Genomic DNA, 18,995 nt, shown 5'->3' on the forward strand with positions numbered 1-18,995 from the left:
TCGCAAGCAGGTAAAGCAAAAACTCAGCAGTATGGAAAAGAATAAATCCTCCATTCTTAACGCTTGGTGTATGTACGATTGGGCCAATTCGGTACATTCACTGGTCATTGTTTCGGCCATTTTTCCGATTTATTTCAGCAACACCGCGGTAAATGCGCAAGGGGGAGCCGATGTGGATTTTCTGGGAATGACGGTAAATAACTCCGCGCTTTTTTCGTTTGCCGTGTCCTTTGCCTTTTTGTTTATTGCATTGGTCAACCCCATTTTGGGAGCTATTGCTGACTTTAGTGGAAGCAAAAAGCGCTTTATGCAGTTTTTTGTGTATTTGGGGTCATTTTCTTGTTTACTTCTTTATTTTTTTAAACGAGAAAACTTAGAACTTGGCGTCGTTGCGTTTGCCATTTCGCTGATTGGGTGGTCGGGCAGTATCGTCTTTTATAACGCGTACTTGCCCGAAATCGCGACCGAAAACCGCTACGATAAGCTCTCGGCCCGGGGTTTTACGATGGGCTACATCGGCAGTGTGCTTTTGTTGATTTTCAATCTTACGATGCTGATCAAACCCGAATGGTACGGAGGAATTGACTCGGGTACGGCCTGCCGGATTTCATTTGTCACGGTGGCGGTTTGGTGGGTGGGTTTTGCCCAAATACCTTTTTACTATTTGCCAAACGGTACCCCATCGGGGTTGAAGCGGGAAGGGGGATGGATTTGGAATGGCTTTCGAGAACTCAAAAAAGTATTGGGTGAATTGAGTCATTTGCCCATTACCAAACGATTCTTGGTGGCCTTTTTCTTCTATAACATGGGCGTGCAGACCGTTATGTACATCGGCACAATTTTTGGGAGCAATGAATTGCACTTGCCCGACAATGCGCTGATTGTGACCATCTTATTGCTTCAACTTTTGGCCATTGTGGGGGCGTACTGTGCGGCCGTACTGTCGGGAAAATGGGGGAATACAAGTACGATTTCGGGCATTTTAGTGATATGGATTGGTGTGTGTGTAACGGCCTACTTTGTCACAACTGAAGTTCAATTTTATGGATTGGCGGCGGGGATTGGGTTTGTAATGGGCGGTGTACAGTCGCTTTCCCGTTCAACTTACGCTAAGCTTTTGCCCGATAATACGCCCGATACAGCGTCTTATTTTAGTTTTTATGATGCCTGCGATAAGTTCTCCACTTTTTTGGGAACGACCATTTTTGGCATCATCACCCAAGTATCAGGAATGCGAAACAGCCTTTTGTTTTTGGCGTTGATTTTTGTGATTGGGTTGTTGATCTTACGTCGAATTCCCTCACAAAAAATTTACCGAAGCCCTTTGAGTACTTCCTAAAGTTAGTATCTTTGCGCTCCAAAGGAAGATTAATGCAGGCAATCAACCCATCGTTATTTCTCCTTTGACATAAAAAATAGGATCTTAGCTCAGTTGGTTCAGAGCGCTGCCTTGACAGGGCAGAGGTCATCGGTTCGAGCCCGTTAGGTCCTACATTTAGCCGTAACTTGCAGATTTTTAGCGAGTTGCGGTTTTTTGTTTTGGAGTGAAATTAGGATGTCTAACTACTGTAAAAGTCTCAGAATTGGAAAAATTTGCTTTTAATGCTTAAATAAAAAAGGGTATTACTAATTACCTAATAGGTAGTTATCTACTCGTTTTCATCAATTAACCACTGTGTTAAATCATCTACTGGCCTTGGTAGATGTCCCTCTAACCATTTCATCAGAGTACCAGGCTTAAAATCTTTATCTTTTGTTTCAATCACCCATGATAGAAATTCTTCAGGTCCTCCATTTAAGTAAGGTGGTGGTGAAACAGGATAAAAGACCGTTGGTAAACGTTCATTAAGAGAAAGGTAATTGCAGACATGTCCAATTTCCTGAACAACTTTCCAAGCACAAGGGTGAAAAGTGTCAATACTGAACTTTATCCACCACAGACCATTTTCATCTGAACCAGAAGCAACTGGTTTTTCTATAGCGGGCACTTTTTCAAGATATTCGACTAAGGTATTAAAGGCTCTTTTATCCATTTTTTGATATAACATTGTAAGTGCCCAAAACTTCGAGAAAACCACTAATAAAGACTTGTTAAAAATCAATACTCACAAGTTACTTCACCACTTCATTGACTTTTTGTAGCCATATTCCCTGCCCGTAGCAGCTCCAATGCGTATCGCTGAGGGCGTATACTTCGGTGGAATGTTGATTGAAAAGCCCCCATACATCAATGATCGGGGTGCGGAGTGCTGGGTGGTTTTGAACACGCTCCACCAAATGGTTGTAATTGCCCATTTCGGGCGCTACAATGCTGGTTTTGTTGGGAATGATGGCCAGATAAACTTCATCAAACCCCAGCGAAAGATAGTAGTCTTTCGTCGCATTCACGCCTTTAATCAGCTTGTTGAGTTCAGTATCGGGAAAAGCATTGAAGGAAGAGGTGATGCGGGTAGAATCGGTATCCCAACAAAACAAAATGTTTTTGCCGTCGGGCGAAATCGCTACTTGGTCGTTGTGGCGGCCAAACCAAGCCAAATTTAGGGCGGCTTTCCACTCTTTTATTTTCAAGAAAAAATCGCTTGAAAACACAAAACTAGCCAAAGCTTCTTCGCTTTCATGCAGGATGGCGTCCCAACTTTTGGGTTGGGGGGCTTCATTGGCGAGCGGGCTTTTGACGGATGCTTGGCTGATTTTTAGGGTTCGGACGGGTACTGCAAAATGTTCTCTAAAATGCCGTTCTACGGTTTCAAGGATGAGTATATTTCGTTGTTCTGGGTTCAATTGCACCTCCAGTGAATCATTCCAGTGTGTTCGCAGGTAACTTTTAACGTTAAAGTCGCGTTGGTCGATGCGCTGTTTTTCGGTAAAACTATCCCCAATGATGTAGAGCGCGATGTTGTTTTTGGACGGAGTATTGACGAATTTCTTCGGACAGGCTTCCGTACGTTCTTTGAACTGGGGCAAATTGGAAAGTCGGTATAAATCCCCGTAGCGGTACGAATCTTCGGTAAGCCCCAATTCCAGCGCCTCACGGCTCAGGATTGGATGGCATCCAATGACCCAAAGCATTGAAAAAAAAGCAAGACTAACGTATTGAAGGACTTTTTTCATCGTGCTGTAAAATTGAAGTTGTGCGTCTCGCTACCGAATCTTCAAAGACCAAGTTTGTAATTTTTTATTGGCGTAGCTGTGAATCAACAGCTTATTGTAGCCTTCAACGAGATTGACACGTATCGGGATTTCACTCGGAATGGGCTTATCGCCAATTTGAGTACCGTTTAGGTTGTATAGCGTCGTAAAATTACCCGATTTTACGCTTAAAAACTTTACTTCCGAGCCCAAAAAGTGGTATTGTACATTGTTGCGGAAAGGAATAAGCCCTTGGGCCGAAAACAGTTCTTTACCTTGCTTATCAAGTACCGCAAACTGGGTTTCAGACTCGCGGAACAAAATCCAGTCACGGTTGTTGATGGCGGCCCGGGCACGGAAAAATGAGGTAGGATCTGAACGGAATAACTGCACCTTTCGCTTGACTTGCCCGCCGAGCGTTATTTCAAAAAGTTCGCCGTATTTGCTGATACCGATGAGGGTGGTGGTGCCGTTTTCAGGGGCAAATACCCCAAAAAATGGTCCCGTAAAGTTGGTATTTAGTTCAAGTTTATAGGGAGACGGAATAACGCCTGATTCGCTGATTAAGCCCACCTGGCCCGAGCCCTGCGTAAACAAAAAGTGACGTTTCCCCATATATTCCACTTCGTTGATGGGCAGGAGCAAGTCGACAAAGGGGCGGGAGCGATTCAGTACAACGGGTGCTTGATTAGGGCTGTTCCAGAGGTATAAAAAGCCCTCCGTATCAATAACTAAAAATCTAAAACTACCTTCAATACCGCTTTCCAGACGCTGAAAACTCCGAATCGTGCGCCCAGCTGGGAGCGTAATGGGGGGCAGCGATTGATAGCGTTGGCGGTCATCTTCATCAATGACATTCAGGCTTTTTTGCGTTGCAAATACGTATTGCAGTCGTCCGATACTCAGAAAATCGACCGAATAAATATCTCCCACAATCGGGGCGTCTAATTGCGTGATTTTACGTTTATTTTCTTCCAGTAATGGATTCTGTAATTCGCGTGATGGCGTAACTACAATGGTTTTTTCGAGACTACTCGGATAGTTTCTAACGAGGTAAATTCCGCCTGCAGGAGGGGTTTCAAAGGTTTTTTCTTGTTGTAAAAATACCTTATTAAGGGTCTTGGCACTGGTAGCTTTGTTTAATCGGCCAAATGTGAGCGAAGAGTAGGCTTTCCCGTTCTTATAGGCGGATTGAAATACCAACTGGTCAAAGGGGAGTTTTTCGGTAATGTCATAGTTAAGATTCGTGAATAAATAATTCATAAATCCCGTACCCATATACTCTTTGCTTTTGCGCGGGTTTACAATAAATGTAAGATTGGACGCGCCGAGGGTCGTTTTCAAAAAGGTGTTATAAAGCGATGAATTGGCCCAAGTTCGTTGGTATTCCAAATCAATAAGATAATCTTTAAGCACTTGTGAGTCATTGGCATAGACCACAAAATTTTTGTGAAAAGCCACATAACATTTTGGGAATCCTTTGAAAAGCCCACCGAAAAGAACCGCTGGCAACTCATGCCAATTGATATTGTAAACGTATCCACCCTGAAAAGGCTCAAAAGGGGTGCCAGTGTTTTTGTTGAAAAGTACGGATAAACGCCTAAAAAAGGGTTCGAGTCCATTTTTGGGTTGAACCTGTTGTAAGATAATCTGTCCTTTGGTGAGGGAATTATTGGGTTCCAACTGGCACAGAATGAGTTCTTTATTAAAACTTCGATAAAATGTGTCTAGTCGGGCATTGCCGATGAGGTTTAGCAGCTGTTTGCGAGAACGATTGACGGAATCAGTGGATAGGGCTTCCAGTTGGGGGCGTAATTTTCGGACAAAATTGTCAGAATTTTCAAACCCTAAACGATACATAACCGCTGTAGTATTTGGGATAAAAAAAGTATGGTTAAGCGGACTGGCTTTCTGGTCATTTAAGGCTTCAACGTAGCCTTCCAGTTTTACTTTTTTCCCTTGTGAGGTGAGGGTAGGATTTTTGGAGGAGAAAAATTTATCCAAGTGCAAGCCTTCGGTGCCTGGAAGGAACGATAAAAAGTATAGCAAGCCCGCGTCGGGACTGGTAGCGGCATCTCGTCGGATGGCTTCCGACAGCACAACGTTGTCAAGGTAGATACTTAGCTCACTGCCTTCCTGTTTGATGCTTTCAAAACGGCTGGTGTTGGTGGTTCGCAGGGGGCTTTGGGCAAACCGTACCCAATCTTCAAGCACATCCCCCGAAACGCATGAAACCAAAAAGTTATTAAAGAAAGTATACGCAAAAATAGGCTCCGAGAGAGGATTGGTGACGTCGTAAATCTTCTGACCGCTGTGAATATGTGACGTTACCCGCACGTTTTTGGACGCGGGCGCTTCCAGCCAAGCATAACTTTGGAAGGCCTCCATCGGCAAAAAAACAAGGTAGGCGAACCGCCCACCAGCAGTTTTTTGCAAAACGTACGTAATCGACTGACCTTTAAGGAGATTTTCGACGCGGACTTTATCGTCGCTCAACTGGCGAAACATATCCACTTGTCGAGCGGCAAGGTTTAGGAGTGGCACCTCCCGCATTTCGATGCCCCCACGCTGAACCTTGTACGTGGTATCTTGCAGGTGTCGGCTCTGAATGAGAAAGAAAGCATTTTCGGGCAACAATTTCCAGACGGATGCCGAATACATTTGCCAACGCTGAAAGCCCCACCATCCTGACAGAAACACTACCAGCGCAATAACAACAATTAGCCCTCTTCTTTTCATAGGTTAGGTCATAGTTTGTAATTCATAGTTTGAAAATAAGATAAACTATTGACTATGAACCATAAACGTCTTTATTTCGCCTTGATTGCTTTCACTTTTCCGTTGAGATCAAGACGGAAACGAAGTAATTCTTTAAAACTTTGAATACACACTTTTAAGAGTTTCCAACGTAAGATTGAAACCGTACCTGTTAAACGTTCTTTGTGGGTAATGGGTATATCAAATGTATTTTCGCCCGCTTTTTTAGCCATTACTGCCAGAAAGATATTTGGCGCAAATGGTTCTGGATTAGGCAATTGAGCTAAGAGTTTCTTCAAAAAACTTCCTTTGATAAGACGGAACGGAATGTTGGCATCATTGATGAAAGTGCCGTACGCGAAGAAAATCGTGTATTTCAAAATGCGCGTAATCACCAATCGAGCAGGGGCATCATAGCGTATTTGACGGTAGCCCATGACAAAGCTAGAATCATTGCGTTTTTCCCATAATTTGAGTACATCTTCGGTGACGAACTGGTCATCGCTATCGGTTTGAAAAACCCACTCAGAATTAAGTTCAGCCGCTTTTTTATATCCGTTAACAACGGCATTTCCATGACCGCCGTTAGGTTGGTGTACCACTAACAAATTATCAATTTTGGGAGCCAGGCCATCTAGCAGAACTTTGGTGCCATCTTTAGAGCCATCGTTGATAACAATAAGTTTGGTTTCTTTGCCAGGGAACGTATTTTTAAGAAAGGAGGTCCACATAGTAACTACCTGCTCGATACATTCTTCTTCATTATAGGCAGGCATGACAATCGAAAAATATAAACTCATTATGAGAATTGTTAATTGTTATCTGTTTAAGGAAAGCTTGATTATTGTTATTAAAAACTCGACAAAACTACTCAAAAAATGCCTCTTAGCCTACTGTACATGGCTAAGCTTTTATTTAATGGCTTTGATAGTAACGTAATTTCAGGGTGCATATTTGTCTTTCAATGCGTTAATGGGCTTCTCAATCAGATACCAAGAAGCGGATGCAACGATGACAGTGAGCGCAAATAGAATTAAAACGCGCAGTTGGTGCATATCCTGAAAACCTTCAATGTTTCGACCTAGCTTATTGAAAAGCCGAACCACTGGGTGGGTAGCAGGCGAATGGTAATGATTATAAACGAAGTTATGGTAAACGTAAAGTCCGTAACTGATTTTGCCTAAATAATTGCTGATGGGGTTTTCTAAAAACCACTTGAACCAACCCTTGTAACCAATAATGGCACCCCCAATCAAAAACATAAAGAAAATAGAGGCCACAAAACGTTCCCAAATGTTTACATAGACATTATTATCCTGCGTAACTCCCGCTTTGGTGGCTTGAATGGATAGTACAAAAACAATGCCCAAAGCCGCCAAACTTAACCACAAATAAAGACGATTGGTGAAGAGTTTTTGAAAAACGGCAGGTTTATATAGCTGGGCGTAAGCCATCAATGCCCCAAAGCCAAAAGCATCTAAGGCGGCGGGCATGGTGACGTACGAAACGTACCAAGGCTGCCCTGTCCATAAAAAATAGGCGCGTAGCAATACACTCAGCCCGATAAGTACCGTAAAAAATGGAATGACAAAGCGGCGCGGAATAAAGAAAATCAGGACCGGAAAAAAAATGTAAAATTGCTCTTCAACGGCCAACGACCAAAAATGGTCTGTAACGCCCAGCCATGTTTTTTTGAGTACAATGTAAATATTGGAGGCGTACAAAAACTGCCATCCTTCTTTGCCCCGTACGGAAGGGTCGTTCAATAGCCACAGAACTATTAAAGAAAGGTAATAGATGGGAAAAATACGGATGGTACGCCGGATGTAAAATTTCTTCAAATATTGCCCCAAACCTCCCGACTTTGTGTAGTTTTTGTCTTTACTACTGAGCAGAATGCGCGTTATTAAAAAGCCGCTCAGAACGAAAAATAAATTCACGCCTAATTTACCAAAAGGCAATTGATGAGGTTCGGGCATCCAGTGGTCCCAAAGCACTAAAGCCACGGCTATAAATCGTAACCCATCAAGTTGAATCAAATAATTATCCTGCGTTTTTGCCGACATAATTTAGCTTGTTATCGGCGAAGGATGCACCCCTTTGGCCAATCATTTTTTTACGAATTACCAATTTGTTTTAATAACTGCTTTTTTTACCTCCTTAAATGTCATGACATCACAATCTGCGTTTTCTAAATACAGTTTGCCTTTTCGGTCATAATGCAACCAGCGTACCCGGTAGGTTCCAGGAATAACTTCAGCGGCCTCAATACGCGCGGTTGAACCTTTGATAAAAAATCGATTGTAATTGACGAAATTTCGAAGTGAATGCTTCCGTGCCTGTTGGGTTGGGAAGATGTATTGATGCTTTTCATTGGACAAAAGCACGTACAGGCCTCCATCACGGAGGTCATAAAGGCGATAATTGGGTTGTTTCAGTTCCAATAAAGAGTCGTTGCTAGAACACGCCTTTCCACCAGCAACAATACTATCTTTGGGAAGACTCATTTTCTCCAGAAACAATTTGGGCGCTTGATATATTGTATTCGTGGCGGGAGCCTCATTGCGCCAATTAAAACTGGTGCTTATCAGATATTTGCGTAGCTGAATGGCGTCGTACAAATGATAATGTTGGTTGCAGGCATATAAAAAACCCGCACTCACCACAAAGGTAACCGTCAAAACCTCCCGAAAGCGTGAACTTACAAGGCGGGTCAGATAGGCGATATTAAAACTGACCAACAAAGCCGAGTAGAGTTTATAGCGGCTCATCAGCATGATATCCGAACCTAAACCCGTACGTGAATAGTTGACAACCAGCGCAGTAACCAAAGCAAACGCAACTCCTCCTAAATAAAAATAGTCGAATTCGTTTAATACAAAGTGGCGTTTCCAATAACTTCTCAAGATGTAAAGCAGCATACTCAGGCTTACAAATAACGACAAGGCTCCAAACCAAAGCGGCATTTGAAATGGAAAATTACCGAATGGTAGTCCCTCAAAAATTGAACCACAAAAAAGCAGAAAGCCCCTGATAAAAGCCTGAAAACTGCCAGAAGCGCTCAAATCAGTGGGCGGGCTCTGATAATCCCAGAAATAAAGGACAATGCTTAAAATGCTGAATACCGCCCAGATAGCGGCAATTTTCCAACGCTTTTGTAGTAATAAAACGCCCAACGCAAGAGGCAAAATCAGGATGCCATTGCCACTGGTGAATACACCCATAAAGGCCATCGGCAAAGCCCACCACCAGTACTTGTCGCCTCGACTCAGTCGCCAGAAGGTCAGTACGGCCCAAGCTACTACCCATAAGTTTTGAACGGCGGCCATACCCCAAAAGGTATTTTCCCAAAAAGCCAGTGAAAACCAGAGCGTCGCAATGGGCAAGGCGTACCAGACGGCTCCGGGCAAGGGTTTAAAAAAACGGGTAAGCAACCACCAAATCACCAACAGGGCCAAATTTCCGAAAAACATCAGGTGTTCGTAGTTGAGATGGCCGAAAATCTTGTAATCAATGACGCTGACCAATCGGGTTAGGGCTACCCGATGCTCGTTGTGTTGACGGTAAATTTCGTATACTTTTCCACCAAAACTATCGGCTTTATCAAAATCAAGTAAGGTAGCTTTAAAGGCGTGGTCATCCCATTTGGGAATATTAATGGCATAACGATTCCAAAGCTGATAGTACACAAATATCAGGGCAAACGTAACCAGTAAGGATGCCAATGATCGTTTGTTCATCAACTATGGGGGTGATTAGTGTGCAGCAGCGGTGATTCAGCAAATGACCGTAAGACGTTCGCGATGTTTTTAACATCCAAGCCCGATTGGGTTTGGTGATACTGTTGACTTCCGTAAAGCCCGTTGGGGTATCCTTGGGCTGACAATGATTGAAAACGCTGCGGATGAATCCCCGCTTCGAGCAGTTTTACCGAAAGTTGTTGTCCTAACCCCCCGATACTTACGTGCTCTTCTACCACCAGTATATTTTCTGCCTGCCGCAGCTCTTGTAGGGTGACGTCAGTGAGTTGAAGCGGAAGGCTAAGCGCAGTATAAACGCTACAATTGGCCTGTAATTCAGGTTCTTGTAGTGCTTTTAGTACATTGGCCGCAATGGGCCCCAAAGCAATAATGGCGGTTTGGGCATTGGGCGTGTGCACCACTTTTTTCAACGACCCCGACAAAACCGCTCCTTCGGGGGTGAGTGGACCTACGCCGAGGCGCAAATAGGCGGGGTGTTTTTCGTGTACTATCTGCGCCAAAACTGGCTCAACTTCGTCGCTGAAAGCTGGAATCCATGTTTTTACATTTTGCAGGCTGCTAAGGCAGGCCAAATCTTCGATGGCATGGTGCGTACTGCCCATGATGCCGTAGCCGTATCCACCGCCGTTGCCCACAAGAAACACGGGCAGATTGTGGAGACAGGCATCGTTACGGAATTGTTCGAGGCAGCGATACACCACGAAGGGGGCAATGCTGTAACAAAAAACTTTGTAGCCTTTGTAAGCCATTCCTGCGGCCACGCCCACCATGTTTTGCTCGGCTACACCGGCATTGATAAAGCGTTTCCCTAGTTTTTCCTGTAAGTTTTCTAGGGCATTATATCCTAAATCGCCGGTAATGAATACGATAGATTCATCGGCGAGTGCTAATTTTTCAATGGCGGCTGAAAATTCTTTGCGCATAATAGTTTATTTCTTTCGCTGTTTTACCAAAGTCATTATTTCATCCGAAGTACGAAATGTTTTTTCGCCTTTTTGAATTTTTGTACGAATAAACTTTGGCCTTTTTTTCGTTTCTTCAAAAATCTTGCTGATGTATTCTCCTAAGAACGAGATGCCTAGCATGGTCAACCCTCCAAAAAGAGTAATCAAAATGATAACTGTCGTGAAACCTTGAGGAGTGTCGGGCGCGAAAAAGTATTTCGCCAATATCTGGTAAAAAATCCCCAAAATGGAACAGACTGTGAGACTAAAACCAGCGTAACTCATCAGTTCCAACGGAGCAAAACTGAACGAGAAAATGGCTTTCTTGGCCCACCAAATATTTTTTCGCCAGTTGTTGGTCGATACGCCAAACATTCGCTCGGGGCGCACGTAGTCTACGCCCGTTTGCTTAAAACCTACCCACGCCCGCAGGCCGCGCAGAAATTGCTCGGTTTCGGGAAGGGCCACCAACTCCTTAACCACTTTGCGGTCAATCATGGAGAAATCGCCCGCGTCGCGAGGGATGGGGATATAGCTGAGGTTTTGAAAAACTTTGTAAAAAGCCTTGTAAAAAAAGTGAATATGAGGCTTCATTTCGCGTTGTACGCGTACGCCGTATACCACATCGAAGCCATTTGACCATTTTTCATAAAAATGAGGAATGACTTCTGGCGGGTCTTGCAAATCACCGTCCATCAATACAACGGCGTCGCCCGTCGAAATTTCCATACCGCTCAAAAAGGCCGATTGAGAGCCAAAATTTCGCGAGTGTGTGATACCAATAACGTTGGAATCACGTTGGCAAATGGCGTTTATTACTTCGTCTTGATTGTCAGGCGAGGCGTCATTAACAAAGATGATTTCGTATCTTACTTTAAGTTCATTGAAGGTTTTGACCAAACGCTCGTACATGAACGGAATCGCCTGAGCATCTTTGTAGCAAGCAATGATGGCAGTAATCACAGGATTAAGCTTTGGATTGGCAAAAGCGGGCAGAATCCGTTCTTCGTATTGGTTTGCTTCCTGCCATTCTTTGTTTAATCTAAGCCCGTCGCTAAGGGAGGTGCGGGCTTTCCAACCCAAGTCTTTTAGGGCTTCTGTGGGGTCGCCGTACCAATCTGATAAATCCCAACCGCGATTGGGCATACTTCCCCAGGCCGGTACATCCGTCTGACCAAAGGTCTGACGGGAGGTTTCGACCAGTTCGCGCATGGTGGTTTTTTCACCCGTTGCGATGTTATAGGATTTACCCGAAATGGTTGCATTTACCTTTAATGCCGCGTCCAAAAATGCTTCTACACAATCATCGGCGTAGACAAAGTCGCGACTTATATCGGGAGAAACCAGCGGAGGATAACCGCCTTTACGGGCTTCTTCAATCAGGCGGGGAATCAACCGGTCAGGCTCTTCCCAAGCGCCATAAATGGAATAAAGGCGTAAGTTGAGGGCTTTTCGTTGATGAACTTTTGCGTAAAACTCAATCAAATACGCCGCTGAGACCTTCGAAACGGCATAGTGACTATTGGGTTTAACGGGATCGGTTTCTTTGGGAGCCGCACAATTGAACCCGTATTCAGAACTGCTTCCAGCGTGAATGTAAACCGTTTCGTCGGTGCAGTTTTCTAAAATATTGACCGTTCCAATGACGTTGGTCTCGTAGGTCAGATTGATATTTTTTTGCTTGCTATATGCTCCGTAAGCGGCCAAGTTGAAAATAGTTCTTGGCTTATATTTCTCAAAAGTCTGCTCAACGGAGTTGTTTGATAAAATATCACAGTGAACAATATTCTCAAAGGGAATATCCAACAATTTTAAGCGCCAAGCTTTGGTGGCGTCGTGGGTGAGGGCGTAGACATCCTTACGAACTTTGAAAATGTCTTTGAAAAGATTGGCTCCGATAAAACCACTGGCTCCAAATACAAATATGGGCCCTTTGAGCTGAAGTATTTTTTCCTGATAAATCAAAACAAATGAGATTTTGGATGTTTGTAAAATAAACACCCAAGGTTGCTAATTTCTATTTTGCAGAATGTTGATAACTACATCTAATTTGGTCTCAACATTCTCCATGCGCTGCTCAATTTTGTCCATTCGAAGACCCAAGCCATCTATTTTGAAAGTGAGTTCATTCAGTTTTTCTTCAAACACGGTTTGTTTTCTGAGCAAAAACTGAACATCATCACTATTTTGTTGAATACCTTTCAAACAAATCTTTATCACTTCTTCCACACGCCTAATTTGCAAAGATACACGTTCTATTTTGGCAGAGTGCTCTTCCAAAATAGCCATTTGCTCATCTTGCTTGATTGCGAATTCTGCGATTAAAAGCTCTAATTGCTCGATTCGTTGTCGGTCCGTCATCATAATTATATAGAATCAGAGTTTGGCCAAAATTAAGCAAAACCTAAGAAAAGTACGCATTTATTACATCGGCTTTTGCTGTTTCATATTGGTCGTCACTCATGGGCAGATAGTGCCATTCCATGCGGTTTTCCATATACGAAACTCCTTTTCCTTTTATAGTATGCGCAATGATTATCTTGGGTAGTCCGTTTTTGCGCAATTTGACGGTTTCAATGGTTTCAATCAGTGCTTCAGGATTGTGGCCATCAGCCTCAAAAACATCAAAACCAATGGCCTTCCATTTTGCTGCCGTGGCGGTTTCTCCCAGTACATCTATTGTGTTGCCAAAGCCCTGTAAGCCGTTTTTATCCACCAACACCACTAGGTTATCGAGTTGATTTTGAATGGCATAATGGGCTGCTTCCCAGGTGGTGCCTTCATTGGTTTCGCCGTCTGACATCAGCACGAATGAGATTGCATCTTCTTCCGAAAGTTTGCTTGCGTGAGCCATACCCGTAGCAATCGGTAAGCCGTGCCCTAGTGAGCCCGTAGCAAATGGAATGCCCGCGTGTCTATTGGGCGCAGGGTGGGCGGGAAGGGTAGTGCCATCCTGATAAAATGTATCCAATACTTCGTCCGAAATCTCTCCTAAATGATTGAGTGCCACGTACAAAGCCGCCGCCGCGTGGCCTTTTGAAAGTAGGAAAGAGTCCTGCGGGCGTTTTTGTTGAATGAGAGCAGCAATCAATAAATCAATGCAGCTTAAAGAACAACCAATGTGCCCCGCGTTGGCTTTTTTGTAAAGGCCAAGTACCTTTAAGCGCAGCTCTCCGCTGAGCCGTTTGTAGTCAGTGATGATCGTTTGTGTTTCAACCATTAGTATCGTTTTCCTTTCAAGTCTGTTAATTCAATTAACTGCCCAGAGGCTTTTTTAAGGGAAATTTTATCCACATTTACCGTGTCTAACCGTTGCACAAAGATACCGTCTTTTGGTAAATACAAGTTAAAATATTGCGCATCAGTTACTGAATGACGCATAAAAGTACGGTCCATGGGGTTATCAAACACGTTAACTGGGGAAGCAATGAGGATTGTATCACCCTTTTGGTACAATTCACGGGCTTTTTGGGCAGCAGCATAGTGAGGGTTGGGCAAACGAGGCTCACTGCGATAATTATATTTGGGTGATACATCGTCATAGAAACTTTGAAGGGTACGTCCGACAAACATCGCCTGAATGATCAACACCGTTAGTATTAAGTACTTAAGCCAATTTTTGCTTTCTAGCAGGTGCCACAAAGCAACGCTTGCCAAAATAATGACGTATGGAAACGAAAATCCCGAATAGCGTTGTGTCAGACCATACGTGTGTCCGCTACGGGCGGCATTGAAAATCAAGAAAGCCGAGGGAATGATGGCGATAATGATAAGAAACCAAATCAGATTTTTGTTCTTGAATGTTGTCTGATCAAATGCCAAAAAAAGCATCAGGATAGCGACCGAAGCGACCGAAAATTCCAGTTTATGATTGCTGTAAAATAAGATACTACCTCCCAAAACAACGGCAGTTCCTATGCTTATCATAGTTGATTTTTCTGGGTTCTTTTGAGAATACCGAAAAGCCACAATAAGCCCAAGACCAATCAAAATCGCTACAATCGCATTTTTTTTACCTTCCAGTGTGCCTACCAGATTATTTGAATATATCCATAAATCGGTAAAAATCGGCAGGCTTTTGTCGAACAGATTTTTGAACGTAGCGGGCAAAATAATGCCGTAAGGATTGTTATAAGGCCGATTGAGCGCACATTCCAAATATAATGCCGATTGATGATTGAGTGATCGTATGGTCCAATCTCCGCCTCCCCAAATAATCCAAGCTGCCAAACCCGAAACGGCCAATGCGCCGGCTCCAACCAAAGCTACCCAAGTTCGCAGTCGACGAACCGTGATAAGGGCATACATTCCGTGGGCCAAACAAACCGTAGCGGCCAGAAAATGAGAAAGAAAACTCAATCCAGCCACCAATCCATAAAACAAAAACCAACGAGCTGAAGGTTTGCGTTTTTCATCGGCTTCGAGTGCGCGTAGGAAGCAATAAGTGGCTAGTAGTGTCAGAAAGAAAGTAAGTGAATAATTGCGCGCCTGTTGCGAATAAGTAACAAAAAAAGGCTCAATCGCTGCCAATGCCGCCGCCGTTAGTGCTAATCTCGATGATTTTAAAAAATGGTGGGTAAAGATAAAAATCAGCCACACCGTCAGAACGCTGAAAAGTACAGAAAGCAGGCGAGAGGTAAAATCTGAAACCCCCGTCAGGTTGAGCCAATTGTGGAGCAAAAGGTAATAAAAAGGGCTGTTGCCGATGTCGCTGCGGCGCATCGCCTCCAAATATTCATCGAATGTTTGTGGCTGCCAAAATTCTTGATTAGTGAAAGTATACTTTGTTGGGTTAAAGACATCGTGTTGGTTGCCGCCGTTTTGAACCATGCCCTGGCTTACCATCATCGTTGCTTTTTCGTCAAAAAAGATTCCGTGGGCATCCAATTTGTAGAGACGCAGACTCGCCGCAAGTATCAAAACAGCAACCAGCCCATAAGAGACGTACTTGGTTTGGAAAAGAGTGGAAGTTTGTGGCAAAGACATATTTCGATTTTGTTGCCGCAAATTTATTGAAAAAATAGTAGGATAATGTGTTTATGATTTATTTACTTTGTAATACAAAGTACTTTTTAATTAAAAAAAACTAACATGAACAAAAACAACCTGCTTTGGCTGACTGCGGTTGCGGTCCACACGTACTTATTTTATAATCAGGCGCAGGGCTACAATGCGCCAGTATTCTCTTTGGTGCTTATCGTATTGGTGGGAGCGGGGCATCGAGCGTTACTTTTTATTCGTTATTGGTGGATGGGAGCTACGATGCAACTTATTGCATCTATCGCGGTGGCTTGGCATGTAAGTGCTTGGTTACAAATAATATATGTGTGTTCGTTATTGGTGTTTGTAGGGTTAACGTACGCTCCCCGAAGCAGTTTGCATTTGGCTTGGCTCAATGGCATTGTGGGGGCATTTATGGGAGGGTTTGCCACCCATCTACCTGTTTTAAGGAAAGACTTTAGTGCGCTAACGGGCAAAACTTTTCAAGGATTATTTCGCTTTAAGCCCTCTTTTTTGGTCTTCCCATTTTCGGTTACAACGGCCTTTTATTTTCTTTACAATTGGGCAAATCCAGCCTTTTCAGTCGATATTTCTTTTTTCACAACCCACATAAATTTTTTATTTATCGGTGCTATTTTGATTGGGATGGTGTGGCTGTGCCCTCTTTTTTTTCCGTGGGGCATTGAGTCTGCCGTTGAAGAAGATTTCAAAAGAAAGGATGAGTTAGTGCGTATCAGAAAGGTGAAGAAAGGAATTTTGACTTTAGTATTGAGGTATCAAAATCAGCAGGGAGTGTTACTTTTCGGAATGCTGAATGCGCTTATTTCCTGTTTTATCCTTTTCAACGTACTTCAAATGTTGATTCCAGACTTTCAGCAAACGCCCAAAGGGTTTTCCGAACAGGTACATGAAGGGTTTAATGCATTGCTTATCAGTATTTTGTCTGCAATATGGCTGATTGTGTATTATTTTAAAGCAAATCAAAATTTCTATCCAAAACGCCAACGATTGGTTCAGCTTGCCCTGCTTTGGATTGCCCTGAATGGACTTTTAACGGTATTTACGTTCTATAAAAACTCGCTCTACATCGATGTTTTTGGGTTGACATTCAAGCGAATTTGGGTGTATGTAGCGTTGGGACTGACGTTTGGAGGGCTGTTTTTTACTTTTATTAAAATTATATATTTGAAATCAAATTGGTACCTGATACGTCGTACCTCTTGGTTAGTGTATTTTGTACTTATTTGTTATGGATTGGTGGATTGGGATAGGTTGATTACTTGGTATAATATTAAGGAAGCAAAAAACTTGGATATGGGCTATATTACTGAGCTGGGACCAACAAAATTGCCTTATTTACTGGAATTAATCCAACAAAAAGACGCACGGATTGTTGGTTTTGAGAACAAGATTAAAACCCAAATAAGAAATTGGAAATATACCCATCGGCAGCAGGAAGATTGGCAGTCGCGAACGGTAGATGAGGATTGGTTGAGAAAAATAATGATAGAACAATAGTAAAGGCAGTGAGATATACAGTAATTGTAAGTCAAACGTTTCTTTATAACATTAAGCAAAAATTTTAAAAACCATTCTTGGTTACCTTTTTCAATAGACATACTTATGAGTTTTCAAATCAAAGAACAACCTATCGTTTATGATGTTTGCATCGTAGGCTCGGGTGCGGGAGGCGGGATGGCTGCCAAGGTTTTGGCAGAAGCAGGCGCTAAAGTCGCACTCATTGAGGCGGGACCTTGGTACGATCCTGCTGACCCTAAGTACATTACCCAGCTCAAGAATCCTTGGGAATCACCCCGCCGTGGTGCGGGCAATCACCGTCCTTTTGGTGATTTCGACGCCGCTTGGGGAGGTTGGGAAATTGACGGGGAGCCCTATACCCGCAAGAGTGGTACGCAGTTTGACTGGTTCCGTTCGCGGATGCTGGGCGGCCGTACCAACCACTGGGGGCGAATTTCGCTGCGTTTTGGTCCATTGGATTTTAAACGTAAAGATGTTGACGGACTTGGCGACAACTGGCCCATTGGCTACGAAGATGTAAAGCCGTATTACGATAAAGTAGACCGACTGGTGGGTGTTTTTGGAAGTATTGAAAACATTGAGAATGAACCCGACGGGCTATTTTTGCCTCCGCCAAAACCGCGTTTGCACGAGTTGATGTTGAAGCAGGCAGGTAAAAAAGCGGGAATTCCAGTGATTCCTTCGCGCCTTTCTATTCTCACAAAACCCATCAACAAAGACCGTGGTGCGTGTTTTTATTGCTCGCAGTGTAGCCGTGGGTGTCAGGCGTATGCTGATTTTTCCTCCTCTTCGGTATTGGTAAAACCTGCTGTAAAAACAGGAAACGTCAAAGTATTTACCAATGCAATGGCGCGTGAAGTAATTACGAATCAGGAGGGTAAAGCAACGGGTGTTTCGTACGTAGACAAAAATAATTTACAGGAATATACGGTTAAAGCGAAGATTGTAGTGCTGGCAGCAAGTGCTTGTGAATCAGCTCGTTTGTTGATGAACTCTAAGTCGTCTCGCCATACTAAAGGGCTTGGCAACTCAAGCGGTGTACTTGGTAAATACTTGCACGATTCGACGGGTGCTAGTCGCAGTGCTTTTTTGCCCCACTTGGTAGATCGTAAGCGCTACAACGAAGATGGAGTAGGAGGCATGCACGTGTACACGCCTTGGTGGTTGAACGGTAAAAAACTTGATTTCCCTCGTGGGTATCACATCGAATACGGTGGAGGTATGGGGATGCCAGGCTACGGTTTTGGTTTTGGAATGGAGAATATCAACGGAAAATATCCTAATAAAGAAGGTAAGATTAAACCAGCAGGAGGATACGGACTTTCGTTGAAAGAAGATTATCGTCATTTTTACGGAGCCAACTTCGGCATGGCTGGTCGTGGGGAGGCTATCGCGCGGGAGGATAACTTCTGCGAAATTGACCCCAACGTGGTTGATAAGTATGGAATTCCTGTGTTGCGCTTCCAATACACCTGGTCTGAGCATGAGATTAAGCAGGCAAAACACATGCAGGATACGTTTGAAGAAATTATTACTGCAATGGGTGGTATCGCAAACGGTCCTAAACCTGGCCCTGAATCAAACTACGGATTGGCCGCTCCTGGGCGTATTATTCACGAAGTAGGAACTACGCGGATGGGAGATGATCCTTCCAAATCAGTGACAAATCGTAATAGTCAGTTGCATGATGCCGATAACGTGTTTGTGGTGGATGCTGGAACCTTTGTATCGCAGGCCGACAAAAACCCGACTTGGACCATCTTAGCCCTTTCGATGCGTGCCTCTGAGTACATTATTGACCAACGTAAAAAAGCGAATTTATAATAAAGTGGTTTGTGATTAGAGACTTGTAAATCGTTGATTA

The 18,995-nt window shown here is 43.6% G+C and carries 14 protein-coding genes and 1 tRNA gene; 4 read left to right on the forward strand and 11 right to left on the reverse strand.

Annotation, left to right across the window (positions count from 1 at the left end; translation table 11 throughout):
• Window positions 1-31: 31 nt before the first annotated feature.
• Both DR864_RS01145 and DR864_RS01150 read left to right on the forward strand, forming a co-directional pair.
• On the forward strand, window positions 32-1,339 hold the full coding sequence (locus DR864_RS01145; RefSeq protein WP_114065218.1) for an MFS transporter: 1,308 nt from the start codon (window positions 32-34) through the stop codon (window positions 1,337-1,339).
• A 78-nt stretch (window positions 1,340-1,417) separates the two neighbouring features.
• Window positions 1,418-1,492: transfer RNA gene (locus DR864_RS01150), tRNA-Val, on the forward strand.
• Between the two features lie 157 nt (window positions 1,493-1,649).
• Here DR864_RS01150 and DR864_RS01155 read toward each other — a convergent pair.
• The 11 genes from DR864_RS01155 to DR864_RS01205 form a co-directional block, all read right to left on the reverse strand.
• Complete coding sequence (locus DR864_RS01155) at window positions 1,650-2,033, reverse strand: hypothetical protein (protein WP_114070106.1); 384 nt, start codon at window positions 2,031-2,033, stop codon at window positions 1,650-1,652.
• A gap of 79 nt (window positions 2,034-2,112) precedes the next feature.
• On the reverse strand, window positions 2,113-3,111 hold the full coding sequence (locus DR864_RS01160) for an alginate O-acetyltransferase AlgX-related protein (RefSeq protein ID WP_114065219.1): 999 nt from the start codon (window positions 3,109-3,111) through the stop codon (window positions 2,113-2,115).
• Window positions 3,112-3,141: 30 nt separating this feature from the next.
• Window positions 3,142-5,868, reverse strand: coding sequence for a hypothetical protein (locus tag DR864_RS01165; RefSeq protein ID WP_114065220.1), 2,727 nt, complete (start codon window positions 5,866-5,868; stop codon window positions 3,142-3,144).
• 71 nt (window positions 5,869-5,939) lie between these two features.
• The gene (locus DR864_RS01170; RefSeq protein WP_114065221.1) at window positions 5,940-6,686 is read right to left on the reverse strand and encodes a glycosyltransferase family 2 protein; all 747 of its coding nucleotides are present in this window, start codon (window positions 6,684-6,686) and stop codon (window positions 5,940-5,942) included.
• A gap of 141 nt (window positions 6,687-6,827) precedes the next feature.
• Window positions 6,828-7,952 (reverse strand): acyltransferase family protein, encoded by a 1,125-nt coding sequence (locus DR864_RS01175; protein WP_114065222.1) that lies wholly within the window; start codon window positions 7,950-7,952, stop codon window positions 6,828-6,830.
• A 57-nt stretch (window positions 7,953-8,009) separates the two neighbouring features.
• Window positions 8,010-9,626, reverse strand: a complete 1,617-nt coding sequence (locus DR864_RS01180; protein ID WP_114065223.1) for a hypothetical protein — start codon at window positions 9,624-9,626, stop codon at window positions 8,010-8,012.
• The gene (locus tag DR864_RS01185; RefSeq protein ID WP_114065224.1) at window positions 9,626-10,570 is read right to left on the reverse strand and encodes a transketolase family protein; all 945 of its coding nucleotides are present in this window, start codon (window positions 10,568-10,570) and stop codon (window positions 9,626-9,628) included. The genes DR864_RS01180 and DR864_RS01185 overlap by 1 nt, the downstream gene beginning before the upstream one ends.
• 6 nt (window positions 10,571-10,576) lie before the next feature.
• On the reverse strand, window positions 10,577-12,556 hold the full coding sequence (locus DR864_RS01190; RefSeq protein ID WP_229599490.1) for an NAD-dependent epimerase/dehydratase family protein: 1,980 nt from the start codon (window positions 12,554-12,556) through the stop codon (window positions 10,577-10,579).
• A 45-nt stretch (window positions 12,557-12,601) separates the two neighbouring features.
• Complete coding sequence (locus DR864_RS01195) at window positions 12,602-12,955, reverse strand: hypothetical protein (RefSeq protein WP_114065225.1); 354 nt, start codon at window positions 12,953-12,955, stop codon at window positions 12,602-12,604.
• Between the two features lie 40 nt (window positions 12,956-12,995).
• A complete protein-coding gene (locus tag DR864_RS01200) occupies window positions 12,996-13,811 on the reverse strand; it encodes a transketolase (RefSeq protein ID WP_114065226.1) in 816 nt (271 codons plus the stop codon).
• Window positions 13,811-15,577, reverse strand: coding sequence for a glycosyltransferase family 39 protein (locus DR864_RS01205; protein ID WP_114065227.1), 1,767 nt, complete (start codon window positions 15,575-15,577; stop codon window positions 13,811-13,813). The genes DR864_RS01200 and DR864_RS01205 overlap by 1 nt, the downstream gene beginning before the upstream one ends.
• 105 nt (window positions 15,578-15,682) lie before the next feature.
• On the opposite strand from DR864_RS01205, the gene DR864_RS01210 reads away from it, so the two are divergent.
• Both DR864_RS01210 and DR864_RS01215 read left to right on the forward strand, forming a co-directional pair.
• Entirely contained in the window at window positions 15,683-17,110 is a 1,428-nt protein-coding gene (locus tag DR864_RS01210) for a DUF4153 domain-containing protein (RefSeq protein WP_114065228.1), read from the forward strand.
• 105 nt (window positions 17,111-17,215) lie between these two features.
• On the forward strand, window positions 17,216-18,955 hold the full coding sequence (locus DR864_RS01215; RefSeq protein WP_114065229.1) for a GMC family oxidoreductase: 1,740 nt from the start codon (window positions 17,216-17,218) through the stop codon (window positions 18,953-18,955).
• Window positions 18,956-18,995: the final 40 nt, after the last annotated feature.

This window comes from Runella rosea (assembly GCF_003325355.1).
Classification (GTDB): domain Bacteria; phylum Bacteroidota; class Bacteroidia; order Cytophagales; family Spirosomataceae; genus Runella; species Runella rosea.